Annotated in this window: 20 protein-coding genes and 1 tRNA gene; 8 read left to right on the top strand and 13 right to left on the bottom strand. The window is 27.7% G+C overall.

Annotation, left to right across the window (positions count from 1 at the left end; translation table 11 throughout):
• Nucleotides 1-51 precede the first annotated feature (51 nt).
• Nucleotides 52-1,806 carry an ATP-dependent zinc metalloprotease FtsH gene (ftsH, locus tag AMO19_RS03725; RefSeq protein WP_075507382.1) on the top strand — a complete coding sequence of 585 codons (1,755 nt, stop codon included), beginning with the start codon at nt 52-54 and terminating at the stop codon, nt 1,804-1,806.
• A gap of 800 nt (nt 1,807-2,606) precedes the next feature.
• Here the strand turns inward: ftsH and AMO19_RS03715 are convergent.
• Complete coding sequence (locus AMO19_RS03715; protein WP_025881525.1) at nt 2,607-3,191, bottom strand: peroxiredoxin; 585 nt, start codon at nt 3,189-3,191, stop codon at nt 2,607-2,609.
• A gap of 303 nt (nt 3,192-3,494) precedes the next feature.
• On the opposite strand from AMO19_RS03715, the gene AMO19_RS08510 reads away from it, so the two are divergent.
• Nucleotides 3,495-3,653 (top strand): hypothetical protein, encoded by a 159-nt coding sequence (locus AMO19_RS08510; RefSeq protein ID WP_179850503.1) that lies wholly within the window; start codon nt 3,495-3,497, stop codon nt 3,651-3,653.
• A gap of 4 nt (nt 3,654-3,657) precedes the next feature.
• On the opposite strand, the gene AMO19_RS03710 is transcribed toward AMO19_RS08510, so the two are convergent.
• Both AMO19_RS03710 and AMO19_RS08505 read right to left on the bottom strand, forming a co-directional pair.
• Nucleotides 3,658-3,879 (bottom strand): hypothetical protein, encoded by a 222-nt coding sequence (locus AMO19_RS03710; protein WP_075507380.1) that lies wholly within the window; start codon nt 3,877-3,879, stop codon nt 3,658-3,660.
• Between the two features lie 63 nt (nt 3,880-3,942).
• Entirely contained in the window at nt 3,943-4,113 is a 171-nt protein-coding gene (locus AMO19_RS08505) for a hypothetical protein (protein ID WP_179850502.1), read from the bottom strand.
• Between the two features lie 197 nt (nt 4,114-4,310).
• On the opposite strand from AMO19_RS08505, the gene AMO19_RS03705 reads away from it, so the two are divergent.
• On the top strand, nt 4,311-4,496 hold the full coding sequence (locus AMO19_RS03705; protein WP_075507379.1) for a hypothetical protein: 186 nt from the start codon (nt 4,311-4,313) through the stop codon (nt 4,494-4,496).
• A 614-nt stretch (nt 4,497-5,110) separates the two neighbouring features.
• Here the strand turns inward: AMO19_RS03705 and AMO19_RS08500 are convergent.
• Nucleotides 5,111-5,263 carry a hypothetical protein gene (locus AMO19_RS08500; RefSeq protein ID WP_179850501.1) on the bottom strand — a complete coding sequence of 51 codons (153 nt, stop codon included), beginning with the start codon at nt 5,261-5,263 and terminating at the stop codon, nt 5,111-5,113.
• A gap of 74 nt (nt 5,264-5,337) precedes the next feature.
• On the opposite strand from AMO19_RS08500, the gene AMO19_RS03695 reads away from it, so the two are divergent.
• From AMO19_RS03695 to AMO19_RS08760, 4 genes are all read left to right on the top strand, one after another.
• On the top strand, nt 5,338-5,703 hold the full coding sequence (locus AMO19_RS03695; RefSeq protein ID WP_075507377.1) for a hypothetical protein: 366 nt from the start codon (nt 5,338-5,340) through the stop codon (nt 5,701-5,703).
• 268 nt (nt 5,704-5,971) lie between these two features.
• Nucleotides 5,972-6,124: a hypothetical protein gene (locus AMO19_RS08495; protein ID WP_179850500.1), complete on the top strand. Its 153-nt coding sequence runs from the start codon at nt 5,972-5,974 to the stop codon at nt 6,122-6,124.
• The gene (locus AMO19_RS03690; protein WP_075507376.1) at nt 6,121-6,510 is read left to right on the top strand and encodes a hypothetical protein; all 390 of its coding nucleotides are present in this window, start codon (nt 6,121-6,123) and stop codon (nt 6,508-6,510) included. The genes AMO19_RS08495 and AMO19_RS03690 overlap by 4 nt, the downstream gene beginning before the upstream one ends.
• Nucleotides 6,511-6,906: 396 nt before the next feature.
• The gene (locus AMO19_RS08760; RefSeq protein ID WP_257008952.1) at nt 6,907-7,038 is read left to right on the top strand and encodes a hypothetical protein; all 132 of its coding nucleotides are present in this window, start codon (nt 6,907-6,909) and stop codon (nt 7,036-7,038) included.
• Here the strand turns inward: AMO19_RS08760 and AMO19_RS03685 are convergent.
• The 6 genes from AMO19_RS03685 to AMO19_RS03660 form a co-directional block, all read right to left on the bottom strand.
• Entirely contained in the window at nt 7,035-7,286 is a 252-nt protein-coding gene (locus tag AMO19_RS03685) for a DUF1651 domain-containing protein (protein ID WP_075507375.1), read from the bottom strand. The genes AMO19_RS08760 and AMO19_RS03685 overlap by 4 nt on opposite strands.
• An 11-nt stretch (nt 7,287-7,297) precedes the next feature.
• Complete coding sequence (clpS, locus tag AMO19_RS03680; RefSeq protein WP_075507374.1) at nt 7,298-7,585, bottom strand: ATP-dependent Clp protease adapter ClpS; 288 nt, start codon at nt 7,583-7,585, stop codon at nt 7,298-7,300.
• A 66-nt stretch (nt 7,586-7,651) separates the two neighbouring features.
• Nucleotides 7,652-7,725, bottom strand: a tRNA-Met gene (locus AMO19_RS03675).
• Nucleotides 7,726-7,754: 29 nt separating this feature from the next.
• Nucleotides 7,755-8,237, bottom strand: coding sequence for a tRNA (cytidine(34)-2'-O)-methyltransferase (locus AMO19_RS03670; protein ID WP_075507373.1), 483 nt, complete (start codon nt 8,235-8,237; stop codon nt 7,755-7,757).
• 2 nt (nt 8,238-8,239) lie between these two features.
• Nucleotides 8,240-8,800: a bifunctional adenosylcobinamide kinase/adenosylcobinamide-phosphate guanylyltransferase gene (locus tag AMO19_RS03665; protein WP_075507372.1), complete on the bottom strand. Its 561-nt coding sequence runs from the start codon at nt 8,798-8,800 to the stop codon at nt 8,240-8,242.
• 10 nt (nt 8,801-8,810) lie between these two features.
• Nucleotides 8,811-9,122, bottom strand: a complete 312-nt coding sequence (locus tag AMO19_RS03660) for a fusion glycoprotein F0 (RefSeq protein WP_075507371.1) — start codon at nt 9,120-9,122, stop codon at nt 8,811-8,813.
• 111 nt (nt 9,123-9,233) lie between these two features.
• On the opposite strand from AMO19_RS03660, the gene AMO19_RS03655 reads away from it, so the two are divergent.
• Nucleotides 9,234-9,860 carry a cofactor assembly of complex C subunit B gene (locus AMO19_RS03655; protein ID WP_075507370.1) on the top strand — a complete coding sequence of 209 codons (627 nt, stop codon included), beginning with the start codon at nt 9,234-9,236 and terminating at the stop codon, nt 9,858-9,860.
• On the opposite strand, the gene lptC is transcribed toward AMO19_RS03655, so the two are convergent.
• From lptC to AMO19_RS03640, 3 genes are all read right to left on the bottom strand, one after another.
• The gene (gene lptC / locus AMO19_RS03650) at nt 9,857-10,480 is read right to left on the bottom strand and encodes an LPS export ABC transporter periplasmic protein LptC (protein ID WP_257008951.1); all 624 of its coding nucleotides are present in this window, start codon (nt 10,478-10,480) and stop codon (nt 9,857-9,859) included. The two genes, AMO19_RS03655 and lptC, sit on opposite strands and share 4 nt — an antisense overlap.
• Nucleotides 10,464-12,008 carry a methionine--tRNA ligase gene (gene metG, locus AMO19_RS03645; protein ID WP_075507369.1) on the bottom strand — a complete coding sequence of 515 codons (1,545 nt, stop codon included), beginning with the start codon at nt 12,006-12,008 and terminating at the stop codon, nt 10,464-10,466. The genes lptC and metG overlap by 17 nt, the downstream gene beginning before the upstream one ends.
• Before the next feature lie 68 nt (nt 12,009-12,076).
• On the bottom strand, nt 12,077-13,261 hold the full coding sequence (locus AMO19_RS03640; protein WP_075507368.1) for a ribonuclease catalytic domain-containing protein: 1,185 nt from the start codon (nt 13,259-13,261) through the stop codon (nt 12,077-12,079).

The following is a 13,261-nucleotide window of genomic DNA, read 5'->3' as shown; positions in this document are numbered from 1 at the left end:
GTCAATTTTTTAAATAAGCATATATGCTTTATTAATCACTTGTAAAGATTAGTGTTTAGATCAAAATTCTCCTATTCAGATTCTAAATCAAGTTATTCGGATCTTCTAGAAGACATAGAGGCGGGGAAAATAGAATCAATATTTTTCTATCCAAGGCAGAGAGAAATTGATGTTCTGTATAAAAATGGCGATAAATTTAAAATACCTATCCTTTACAACGATCAATTAATCCTTGAAAAGGCTACTGAAAATAAGGTAGATCTAACTATTAATAATAGTAGAAAAGAAGCCTCAGCTGCTAATTCATTTGCTTCAATAAGTCTTTTCCTGATTTTCATATTAGCTATAGTCTTAATATTGAGGAGTACATCAAAATTGGCTTCCAGAGCTTTTGGTTTTACAAAAAATCAAGCTAAATTTATAACTATAGATGATGTAGAAACGAGATTCGATGATGTAGCTGGCGTCCCTGAAGCTGCTGAGGAATTAAAAGAGGTAATAACTTTTTTGAAGGAACCGAAGAAATTTGAAAATCTTGGAGCAAAAGTTCCTAAGGGAGTTCTTCTAATAGGCCCACCAGGAACAGGTAAAACATTATTAGCTAAAGCAATTGCTGGTGAATCAGGAGTGCCTTTTCTGTCAATATCGGCATCAGAGTTTGTAGAACTTTTTGTTGGTGTTGGAGCAAGCCGAGTTCGTGATCTATTCTCTAAGGCTAAGGAAAAATCTCCTTGTATTATTTTCATTGATGAAATTGATTCCATTGGTAGGCAAAGAGGGTCTGGGATCGGAGGTGGAAATGATGAAAGAGAACAAACTCTTAATCAGCTTCTAACTGAATTAGATGGTTTTGCTGATAATTCCGGGATTATTGTTTTAGCAGCAACAAATAGACCAGATATTTTAGATGCAGCATTATTAAGACCAGGTAGATTTGATAGAAAAATTGAAGTAATGCTTCCGGATTTAGATGGAAGAAAAAAAATTCTTTCAGTTCACTCACTTTCGAAACCACTCTCAAGCGAAGTTGACTTAGGATATTGGGCTTCTAGAACAGTTGGATTTTCGGGAGCAGATCTTGCAAATTTAATGAATGAGAGTGCTATTCACTGTGCTAGAGATGAATCTAAATTAATCAGTGATCTTCATATAGAAAATGCTCTTGATAAAATTACCATCGGCCTTAGAAGTTCATTAATAACATCTCCAAATATGAAAAAAATTATTGCTTATAACGAGGTAGGCAGAGCGATTGTATCAGCTGTGAGAAATGGAATTGAATCAGTTGATAAGATTACGATCTTACCTAGATCTGGTTCTATTGGAGGTTATACAAAAATATGCCCTGACGAAGATGTAATTTCTAGTGGATTGATTTCAAAAAAATTATTATTTTCAAAAATTGAAATTGCTCTAGCTGGAAGAGCGGCAGAAACAATAGTTTTTGGTGAAGGTGAAATTACACAATGCTCCATGAATGATATCTCTTATGCGACAAATATCGTAAGGGAAATGGTTACAAAATATGGATTTTCAATTATTGGTCCAATTTCAATGGATTCTGATAATAATGAAATGTATTTAGGAGATGGATTATTTAGAAGAAAGCCTCTTATAGCAGAAAATACCAGTTCTAGAATAGATAATGAAATCATAAATATTTCTAAAATTTCATTAAATAATTCAATAAATATATTGAAAAAAAATAGAATATTACTAGATAAATTAGTTGATATACTTTTAAATCAAGAAACTATAGATAAAAAAGTTTTTGAATTAACAACTTCTAAATTGTTGAAAGTTTGATTTAATTGTTTTAAATTAAAAAAAATATTTTCTTGATAATAAAAAACAACACAACGAAGTTAATATTTACACTTTCATTTTTAATTATTCTTCCATTTGTACAAAAACAATGGTTTAATTTGTATTCACTTAATATTAATGATATTTCCTTTTATTCAATCCTTTACTATTTGAGCGGTGCAATATGTCCATCTTTAGTGTGTTTAAACTCTTTAAAAAACTATACATACTATAATTTTAATAAAGAAAAAATCTATAGTATAAAAGTAATTAAAGGAAAAAGACTATTATTCATAGTAGCAATAAATTTAATATTTCTTTCTTACTTAATAGTTGATTATACATATATAAATTTTGATCTTATATTTAATTTATTCTTTGAAGGAATTAATATACCAAAACCGGATATTCCACAGTTAAGTTTTCTCATATTTTTAATTTCTATCTTATTAATTATTAAGAAATCTAGGTTTCTGTTAAAAAAAATAATATTGATAAATTTTATTTTGATTTCTCTATATCTTTGGCATCTTCAAATTAATAATATTAGTGTTGATGATCAGTTTCATATTTATAGATATTTTGGTTTAGATGACTTAAATTTAATTAATCTTTTAATCCTAGTAGCCATAGAAATTTCTTTTTATACGTGGTCTTTCATATCATATAAAACTAATTTAAGCGATTGGATCGTGCCCAAACCTCAAAAAGGGGATGTTATCCCCTTTTTTAATATATTTATTTTTTATTTTTTTATAATTATTTACTACTCAATACTAACTTAAATGTTTCTAATCCTTCTATAGGGCAGAAAAATATTCTTTACTACCTTTGGGGTCCTCTAACATTGTTTTCTCCCCGGGGGTCCAGTTTGCTGGACATACTTCATCTGGGTTTGCAGCAACGTATTGATAACCTTGAAGAATCCTTAGCGTTTCATCAACATTTCTACCTACAGGAGCCTTGTTAACAGTCGTATGCATAACTACTCCTTCGGGATTGATAAGAAATAAACCTCTATCAGCCTCCCCATCATCATTTAGAACATTGTATGCCTGGCAAATTTCTCTTTTTAAGTCAGAAACTAAAGGATAGTTAATATCACCTATACCACCTTCATTTCTTGGGGTTTGTATCCAAGCCAAATGACAGTGTTTGCTATCAACTGATACCCCAAGTATTTCCGTATTAAGTGCCGAGAAATCCTGGTATCTATCACTAAATGCAGTGATTTCAGTTGGACATACAAATGTAAAATCTAGTGGGTAAAAGAATAGAACAACCCATTTACCTCTTAGACCTGAAAGTGTAATCTCCTTAAACTCTTGATCATATACTGCTGTAGCACTAAAGTCTGGTGCTTCTTGGCCAACTCTTAAGCTCATGAAAAAATTTTTCCTTTATTTTAATATGTATGGTCTTAATGACCGTAATAAGTATTATAATTTTTTTAACAATGAATTAGCAAGTTTTTTTTTAATTCAATGAAATGGCACTATTCCTTTACTAAGAAATTTACAATTTTGAATCACAATAAACTTTTAAAAAATCTCAAAAAGGAGTTAATTAAATATCCTATTAACAGGCTTAACAATAAAAATTCGAATTAAAAGAAATTTTATTTTATTTAAGATTCCTTAAAATTTAACTCTCTATAATTAAAAATATAATTTTTAGTATTTTTAATAATGGCTAAATATATTGAAAGACTAAAGGAAAAAGTTAAAATAAAAAAAATTGATTCTAATCAGCCAATTGGAGCTTGGATTTTCGTTGTAATTTTGAATATAGTTGGATTTGCAGGTTATTTTTACTTAAAGGTAAATCATATACAATTAGGTAGTTAAAAACTTATCTTATTTCCTTCTTAATTGAGCGACAAAAATTTTTTAGTCTTTCATTCCTCGTTAAGTCAGGTAAAGTCCAAATTGATTCTGTCTCAGGTAATGGTTCTTTGTGCCATTCTTTAAATTCTTCCATTATCGAAGCATTGTTTAATTTTGATGTATACTTTTTTCGTTTTTTTAAATATTTTCTTATTACTGTAAGATTTGCCTCAATATATTCCCTCATAATAAATACTAACTCTTATATTAATTTATCATCAAGCAAGTTCTACTTTAAAGAAAAGATTAATTAGACATTTTGAACTGCTTGAAAAAGTCCAAAAGAATAACCTCCTATTAGAATCCAGCCAAGTACGCTTGATATTATTGTAGATCTTCTATTATGTCTCCTTAAAGCTGATTCAATCATTTCATTAACTTCCTCTCTACTAAGGTATTCTTTATTGGAATTTTTTTTCATTTTTTTTTCTTTTTACAATAAACGAATTTATAAGAAAATGAGCTTAATAAATTTTCTTATAGGTAAGAGTTTAATTTTTAATGATTTTATAAATGTCTTTTCCATTTTCATAAAATAAATATTGAAATTTTAAGAGAAATTTTTAAAATTAAAAATAAAGTATTTGAATTGAAGGATCAAAGTTTTTTGTATAAACAATGAATATTAATGATAAATCTGTTTTAGAAATGCTTAATAAACTTATTGTTATTAATAGACTAGATAAAAGTCAAATTCTTCAAATGGTGAATTTAGTTTCAATATCAAATGATATCAATGATTTAAAGGATAACTTGAAATGGGAAAGTTCTAAATCATTCCATCAAAATATTTTAAATAAATAAACTCATTGTTTGATAATAGTTAGTTTTTGGAAATTTATATAAGAGATACTTAATAGTCAATTGATTTAATTAAGAGTTTTATAAAAAAATTTATATAAGCTATTTAAATAAATTTTTGATAGTAATTTAACTTGTAATAAACTTGCTCTTGATTACTATAATTAAGTGTTGTTTTCTTATCCTTGCTAAATGATTTAATTAATATTGTAGAAGTGATTATTATTATTAGTATTATTAGTAAATCTCCAACAGTAATCCCTCTCTCCTTTAAATTCATGATAAAACCTATATTTTGTTTAAATATAGCCTTTATTATTTAATAAACTAATATTTTTTACAAACGTGCTAATAACTCATATGAAAGAATATAAAAAGAATATAAAAATATTGATACTGTAACCTTTTAATTCATATAAAAAAAATAGAAGAGCTCATGGTATGGAAGTCAAAAAAAAAATTAGTAACTCTAACACTCCTTATTTTTTCTCTAAAGAAATGATTATCACAAAAAAATCACTTAACGAAAATCAACTTAAATTTACTTATCAAAAACAGTTGATCTCAGATCTAGACAATAAGCACAAGGAATGGTCAAAATCGATTAACAGTAAATTTTAAAAGCTTTCGTTGATTATATTTAAAAGTTTATTTCTTTTAATTGTATTTTTTTCTTCCCAATTAAGTGTTACTTCATCATTAATAATAGGTTTTGCTTCATAAGCTAGATACCAAAGAATAAAGCCGACAGGAATTAATAAAATATGCATAGCAAAATTAGTTGACTTAAATCAAATATAGTGCAACACTTATAATATGCAAGTGTGACACTAATTTTTAAATTATGCCCTCTCCGAGGAAAAGAATTGGTTTTTTGCCAAGTCAAAAAGTGCATGAAATTATTGAAAAATTGTGTACAGCTAATGAGTTTAGTCAGTCAAAAGTTACAGGTTTATTGGTTGAGGAAGCGTTGAGGTCTCGAGGTGTTTTAAATGAATCTAATGGTCAAAATCAAAATAATAAAAGGGATTTTATAAAATTTTCTTTTGATAACGAAACATTTTCTGAAAATAATAAATCTCTACTTAATGAGGACGAATATGCAGTTAATAAAAAAGTATTATCTGATGATATCAAAATGATGCATGAATTTATTGAGTTTAAGTATTTTAAGAAAGTTATGAAGAGAAATAACAACATTATTGAATAAGTAGTGTCACACTATTAATGTTTATATTAGAATGCTTTTCAATGGAATTTAGAAATTAAGCAAAGATAAATATTTTTGAATATTTCTAATTAACTTCTTAAAGAGGGATCCAAAATAAATTGAATCTTTAAAAATTCAGCGGACTAAATCCTCGTGGAGATATGAACCTTAGCCCGCCTTAAAAAAATAGCAATAAAAAAATTAAAATACAATAAGAATGTAAATTTACTTTTGATTTAAAATCGGAATATTCAAGCTCTAAATATAAATGGTAGTAAGTGAATTTAATGAAGATACCCAGTATCAAATATGTGATCTTCTTGAAAATCTTCAGCAAATAGAGAAACTTAAAAATAAAGATATAAGGATTTTGCTTGATAAGATAGTTAAAAAATATGGAGGAAAAGTAGTAAATAAATGAAACGCCTATTAGTACCACTTTTAGTTTTGCTTACTTTACCAAGTGTTGTACATAGCTCCCACATAAATTATAAGAGAGAACTTGTAGTCACCTCAGAAAGCACAAGGGAATCTATCGAGTTGGCAAAATACCTTAAAGATAATGGTGTAGTTAAATATTCAGCATATTGGTGTCCTAATTGCCTTAATCAAAGTGAATTATTTGGTAAACAAGCTTATAGAGAACTTAATGTAGTTGAATGTGCAAGAGATGGCATAAAAAGCCAAACTCAATTATGCATTGAAAAAAAAATTAAAGGGTTTCCCACATGGGAAATAAATGGAAAACTAATTTTAGGTGTACTTTCACTAAAAGAGTTATCAAAGTTGACTGGATTTAAGAATTAAGGAAAATGTAAAATGATTAATTGCTAGATATTAAAGGTTATTTCTTGAGTACTTTTCATACATCCTCCAGCTGGATAGTTAATTACTTTTTTGATATTAATCCAATACTTATAGCAACTATTGCAATACAAAAATAAGTTCTTGATCTTTTGCTTGAGATGAGATCCTTCATTGGGTATTTATGAATATATAGTGAAAAATTTTATATTGTAACGAAGATTTTTTTGTTAAAAAAAAATCACAAGTAACGCCAAACGTAAAATTTTTAAAATAAGTTTTTGATATTAGATATCTTGAAAATCCTTAATCAATAAATGCTTATATATCTTTTTTCAGTATTTTAAGTTTGTATTTGACAGTCTTTTTATAATTAAAATAAGACTTTTATTTTTTTTAATGAAAAATAAAGAATTTAATGTGACTCAAGGAATGGCTTTATTACTTTTGAAGCCATTAAATTTACCCGCTAACTACGTTCTAAATCTCATAATTTATATAACTAATCCTAGTAACAATATTGGATACTAATAGTCTTCCCAAACTGGTTTGGTTCTCCTCCAACCTTGAGAGATTAACTTTCTCCATTCATTTCTAGCTTTATCAACTTTAAGTTCTTCTCTGGTTGTCATAAGAGGTGGTTCTTTTCCTAAAACACCAAGAATTCTTCCAGAGTCAATAAACATATATTCAAAAAATTTATCTTTATTTTGATTATTCTTTGAAAACCTTTTAACCCTTGAACGATTCGAATTTATAAGCCAAAAATATTCTGTCAATCTTACTTATTTTATGTTTTCTCAATTGGAGCCATTGTTAATCCTTTGCTGATTAGTTGCTCATGATATAGCTCTGCCTGTTCAAGATTACCTCTCCACACCTCTGCAGATCCTGTCTTGTCAACTTTGATGGTTAGATCCCATGCTCTTTGTTCACTAATGCTTGGTATTATTGTTAGAAGACAATTTGCGACATGCTGAAAAGTATTAAAATTGTCATCAAGAACTATAACTCTTGCTTCTGGATATTTTGCTTTAGATTTTTTTGGATCTAAGACTGTGCCGAGTGAATTAAACATTATTTCTTTAAAAGTTTAATTAAATTAAAATTTCACCTATGATCTTCAATTGAAAAGTATTGAAAATGTCTCGAGCGTGACTTGAACACGCGACCTGCGGGCTATGAATCCGCCGCTCTAACCAGCTGAGCTACCGAGACATGGGAATATTGTAAGGCATTGGTTGTACTTAATTACCATTTTGAAAATTTATTTGTTTGTGGGCCTCATATATACCAATTCCACATGCTACAGAAAGATTAAGACTTCTAACACCTTTTTGATCATTGTTTCCAGTCTGTATATTCGGCATAAATATTGATATTAAAAAATCGCTTTTATCAATTATGGAATCGGGTAATCCTGAATCTTCTCTCCCAAATAGCAAAATATCATCTTGCTTAAATTTAAAATCCTTCAAATATAATCCATTTTTTTTACTAAAAGAAATTATTCTTTTTGTTGATTTTGACGCTAAAAATTTTTCAAAATTCTCATACTGATTAACAGTAACTAGAGGCCAATAGTCTAATCCTGCTCTTTTTAAATATTTATCTTCTATCTTAAAACCCAAGGGCTCTATAAGATTTAAAGGTATATTAAATGCAGCACATGATCTGGCAATATTACCAGTATTTTGTGGGATTCTAGGTTCAAAAAGAGCGACTTCCAATTTTAAGTAGGTATTTCAATACTTATTTCATCTATTTTGATTGCTTTGCCGTTTATGGCCAGCCAATTATCTTTCGATATTTTGGTTATTCTCTTTTGAAGTTCGCCGATTCTTTCAATATATGTATTACCAATTTTATATTCAGAGACCAAACTCCAACCTACTTGCTCTCCAACAATAATTGTTATGCATTTTCTTTTCATTAAGAGACTTATAAGTGAATTCATTTTTGTTGCCCATTCATTTTGTTCCTTGTCAATACTTTTCATAACGAATCCGCCAATAGAATCTATTAATAATGGACCTTCTTCTTCCCTTAATGTATTTAATAGATCTGTCGTTTCTATTAATTTCCAATCTTTTGGCCTTCTTTTTCGATGTAAATTAATTTTATCTTGCCATTCTTTATCATCCAAATTGTTTTCAGATAAGGCAACATATGACAATTTTCTTACCTCCTTTGCAAGATGCTCCGCGAATTCACTTTTACCACTCTTTGTCCCCCCTGTAATAAAGACTATATAAGATGAATATTCACTAATGCTTAAATTCTTGGCATTCATAAATTCTCTATTATTTAGAGAAATACCACCATGTTGCTAAAGGAATAATTGTGGCAGCAATTAACAAACCTATAACTATATAAGTAGCAGTTGAACTCTCAGTATCTTTTGATCTCATAGTGTTAAAATTTGGATCCACTACAGGGTTGTCGATAGATGAGGGCTGACTTTTTTCGTAATTAATAACAGTCTTCTGTTGAGTAATACCAAAATATTTATTTATACTATTAATTTCATTTGCGTATGTAGTCAAAGGGGTAAGAATAAAAATAAAGCCAGTAAAGATAAGGGAAAGTATATATTTATTGATGTTTAGGTTCATTTTGAAAGGTTTTGGTTAATTATATATTAAAAACCATATGTTTGAGTAATTCTAAATGTACTAAACAATATAAAATTTGCATAATTTAATTAGAAATAAAATATTTAAAATATGGGATTCAATGGGAAATCACTAATATCAGTCGGTGTAATACTCTTTATTTTTCAGATAGCAAATTTCATTTCAATAGAAACAATCACTCCTGAGCTTGAAAGAGCACAAGTGTTAGCTGCAATAGCTTCGTTAATTATTATTTTGATAGGTTTTTTATTTAAACAATTCCAATCCATAGCTGGTGAGAAAGCTCTTTTAAAAGGAGAAAATAAGTTTCTCTTCGATAGAAACATGCCGGATGAAGTTATTGAAGAACTTGCATGGGGTTCTGAAGCGATATTAACTTCTACAGCAGCAGCAGCAATACTTATCCACAATGATGGCGTTAATATTTTGAAGAGGGGTATTACTTCAAGTAATGATTTTAAACCTGGGGATACTTGTCTGAGATCTATTAAAGATATGAAATTAATATCATTGGCAAACACTAAATTTTATCCTGGAAGAGATGAATTTTATAATTTTTGTGCTGAAATTCCATCTATTTTAGTTGTACCTATAAATAATAAGGCTTTCATATTGATTGGAGGCTGGAGTACTAAGTGTTTTACGAAGTCTGATGAAAAATGGATTAATAACTGGTCCAAAAAAATTAATAATATTTTCTCAAAAAATAAAATTTAAAAATATATTATTGATTTAACTCTTTTATCTTTTGCTTCAAAGCTTACTGATTCAGTATTTAAATTATAGAAAGCATTTTCTGAGTTTATTTCATATTTATTTTCCTTATTTTCATCTTTAATTATATATTTTACTGGATTGAAAAATTCAATTATGTTATCTGAACCCAATATGGCTTTTCCTGAATTTAAGATGATATTTTGATTCTCAAATCTTATATTTCCCTCTAATAGATAGTTAGTATTTTCTATATTCCAAATAAAATTATCAGCATTTAAAATATCCTCATTCTTTTTTAATGTTTTTAATTTAACATTCCCTTTCAATTTCAAGAGTTTATTGTTGTCTGATAATGTAGATTCTTCTGAACTAATAATATATTTAGTTTCTTTACCATTAAGAATATTAATAATAGGTTTTTTTAATTCAAATTTTAATTCAATATTGTCATAACTTGAATTTGGACTGGTAATAGAATATATTTTATCTCCACTTTTAGAGAAGATAGTCATATCTAAATTGTCTATTTTTTGTATAACTTTATTTTTATCAATTACATTTGGGGCGCAACCAAGCACAAATAATGGAAGGAAAATTATTAATCTATAATTTGTGCTCATACTCGAGTTTATTTATGATTGGAGTGGGTTTAGGAAGACTTGAGTTGCTAACTAATAATCCCCAAATTAATTGATTTTTCCACGGAATTTCCTCTCTGTATGAAGAGCCAAGTTGTTCATTAATTTTTGTAGATAATTCGGGCAATAAAGGTAGTAATAATAATCCTATTATTCGGGTACTTTCTAAAACGTTATAAATAATTGTTTTAACTAGAGGTAGATTATCTTTCTCTTTTATTAGCAGCCATGGCTGATTATTATTCAAATACAAATTTGTATTAATTGCTAGGTTAAGTACTTCATTAGCTGCTAAATCTAATTTGTAGTTATCAAAGTTATAAATATAGTTTTCAACTGCGATTTTGGCAAAATTCTCTAATTTATTTTCACTTAAAATTTTTTCATTATTTGGAACTTTATTATCAAACCATTTTCTAGACATGGATGATGTTCTATTTAATAAATTTCCAATTGTATTAGCTAAGTCATTATTGATGATGTCAACAAATCTTTTATCTTGAAAATCTCCATCATTTCCTAGCGATATGTCTTTAATGAGGTACCACCTTACAGGATCATTTCCATATTTCGTAAGCAACAAATCAGGGTCGAGTACATTTCCTAAGCTTTTACCCATTTTTTGCCCCTCTCTTGTAAGAAATCCGTGCCCAAAAACCTTTTTAGGAACTTTCATTTTGGCAGAAATGAGCATTGCAGGCCAATATACAGCATGGAATCTAAGAATATCCTTACCAATTAAATGAACATCAGCTGGCCATCCTCCATTAATTGATTGTTCCAATGAATGTTCTGCCGCATCAAAACTAATGGCACTTACATATCCAAGTAAAGCATCAAACCAGACATAAAATGTATGGTTATCGTAACCAGGGACTGGAATTCCCCATGTAACATTTGTTCTTGAAATTGAAAAATCCTTTAAACCTCTAGAAACAAAATTTATAATTTCATTCTTTCTTTCTATTGGCTCTATAAAAGAAGGTTCGTTGATTATTTTCTCGATTTCTTTTTGATATTTTGAAAGCCTAAAAAAGAGATTCTCTTCATTTTTCCATTCTAGATTTTTTTGATGTATTGGACACTTGTATGTTGATGAGTTTTCTGGATTATCTTTAAATTCTTCACAACCTACACAATACCAACCTTTTTGAACTCCCATGTAGATATCATCTGATGCTTTTACTCTTTCATAGAATTCATTAACAACAAATTCATGATTTTTTGAGCTTGTTCTTATAAATTTGTCAAAGGATATATTCCAATCTTTCCAATTATTATTAAAGACTTCTGAGATTTCATTACAATGTGATTCTGGTTCAATACCTTTTTCATTAGCTGTTCTTTGTATTTTCAAGCCATGTTCATCAACACCTGTGATGAAAATAACATCTTCACCTGCAAGCCTTTTATACCTAGCTATTGAGTCACAAATTATTGTTGTATATACACTTCCTAGATGAGGTTTATCATTAACATAGTATAAAGGTGTAGTAATGACAAAAGTCATAAAGCTTTTTTTTTAATACTAACAGATATTTTTTAAACTAATAACAACCCATTGTATTTATTATCTTATTAATAAATAAATTCTAAAAGATTATTATCACTTATAATATATTTAACTTTATATATTTTATTACTATATATTTCTATTGATACAAAAAGAGTTATAAGTATTTCTAGTGAATAATCAGGAAAATAAACCAAAGCAATATTTTTTTTATGATTAATCCACTTAACGAATATTATTTTATAAAAAGGTTTCTTTTCATTTTTAAAAAATAATTTTAAATATTTAAATTTATCATTTTTAAATATATTGTTATTCTCTGATTGTCTATTTTTTGAATAATCAATAATCTTAGAGACTGAATCTTTACTTAGAATTTCGTAATTATTAATTTTATTATAGACTTGCCTTTGTATAATTAAATCAAGATATCTCCTTAATGGTGATGTACATTGTACATACATTTTTAGGCCTAGTGATTCATGGAATCCTGGCTTAGTAGTTATGTAACTTCTTCCCATATATTGTTTTAATATTATATATTTAATATCACTATCATTGTATCTATTGAGTATTTCAGATGGATTGCAGTTTATTTTTTGAATCCTAAATGCAGCCGCTAAATCATATTTATCTATAAATAAACTTGTTACATAACCCATTAATATCATTGATTCTGCAACTATAATTTGTGATATTGTTTTCTCTAATTTAATTAATAAAATCTTATCTTCATATAATTTAATTTTATTATTAGGACTTTCAAAAATAATTGCTCCTTGTTTCTTTCTGAATGTAATACTTTTTTCTACTAATTTTTTAATTTCAATTAATTCTATTTCTTCTTTGGGTTCTATTTCTAATATTTCATTTGCATCTTCATATGTTAATTGATATTTTGGTTTTATTATTGCTTCAGTTATTTCATATTTATTTATTGATCCATCGTCATTGAATTCTATTGCTGCACTAATAGTTTCTGAAACTTTATTTTGAGCTAGATTTGCCTTTTCAAGAATATCCTTAGGAAGCATTGGGACATATTGATCAATTAAATATAAACTGCTATTTCTCTTTCTTGCATTTAAATCAACATTAGAGTCATGCAAAAAGAGTTTGCATGGATTACTAATATGTATCCATAATTTTTTTTTATTTCCTTCTTTTATTTCTAATGAAATAGCGTCATCTACCTCGTGTGGATCATCAGAGTCAATAATATATGTTTTTAAATCAGTTAAATCTTTCAA

It is taken from the genome of Prochlorococcus marinus (assembly GCF_001180245.1).
Taxonomy (GTDB): Bacteria; Cyanobacteriota; Cyanobacteriia; order PCC-6307; family Cyanobiaceae; genus Prochlorococcus_A; species Prochlorococcus_A marinus_F.
The sequence above is the reverse complement of the archived record's forward strand: the minus strand, read 5'-3'. Positions and strand labels throughout refer to the sequence as shown.

Coding starts and splice junctions, on each gene's coding strand:
- AMO19_RS03715 (WP_025881525.1), bottom strand. CDS start 3,191: ATGAGCTTAAGAGTTGGCCAAGAAGCACCAGACTTTAGTGCTACAGCA.
- AMO19_RS08510 (WP_179850503.1), top strand. CDS start 3,495: ATGGCTAAATATATTGAAAGACTAAAGGAAAAAGTTAAAATAAAAAAA.
- AMO19_RS03710 (WP_075507380.1), bottom strand. CDS start 3,879: ATGAGGGAATATATTGAGGCAAATCTTACAGTAATAAGAAAATATTTA.
- AMO19_RS08505 (WP_179850502.1), bottom strand. CDS start 4,113: ATGAAAAAAAATTCCAATAAAGAATACCTTAGTAGAGAGGAAGTTAAT.
- AMO19_RS03705 (WP_075507379.1), top strand. CDS start 4,311: ATGAATATTAATGATAAATCTGTTTTAGAAATGCTTAATAAACTTATT.
- AMO19_RS08500 (WP_179850501.1), bottom strand. CDS start 5,263: ATGCATATTTTATTAATTCCTGTCGGCTTTATTCTTTGGTATCTAGCT.
- AMO19_RS03695 (WP_075507377.1), top strand. CDS start 5,338: ATGCCCTCTCCGAGGAAAAGAATTGGTTTTTTGCCAAGTCAAAAAGTG.
- AMO19_RS08495 (WP_179850500.1), top strand. CDS start 5,972: ATGGTAGTAAGTGAATTTAATGAAGATACCCAGTATCAAATATGTGAT.
- AMO19_RS03690 (WP_075507376.1), top strand. CDS start 6,121: ATGAAACGCCTATTAGTACCACTTTTAGTTTTGCTTACTTTACCAAGT.
- AMO19_RS08760 (WP_257008952.1), top strand. CDS start 6,907: ATGAAAAATAAAGAATTTAATGTGACTCAAGGAATGGCTTTATTACTT.
- clpS (WP_075507374.1), bottom strand. CDS start 7,585: ATGTTTAATTCACTCGGCACAGTCTTAGATCCAAAAAAATCTAAAGCA.
- AMO19_RS03665 (WP_075507372.1), bottom strand. CDS start 8,800: ATGAATGCCAAGAATTTAAGCATTAGTGAATATTCATCTTATATAGTC.
- AMO19_RS03660 (WP_075507371.1), bottom strand. CDS start 9,122: ATGAACCTAAACATCAATAAATATATACTTTCCCTTATCTTTACTGGC.
- AMO19_RS03655 (WP_075507370.1), top strand. CDS start 9,234: ATGGGATTCAATGGGAAATCACTAATATCAGTCGGTGTAATACTCTTT.
- lptC (WP_257008951.1), bottom strand. CDS start 10,480: ATGAGCACAAATTATAGATTAATAATTTTCCTTCCATTATTTGTGCTT.
- metG (WP_075507369.1), bottom strand. CDS start 12,008: ATGACTTTTGTCATTACTACACCTTTATACTATGTTAATGATAAACCT.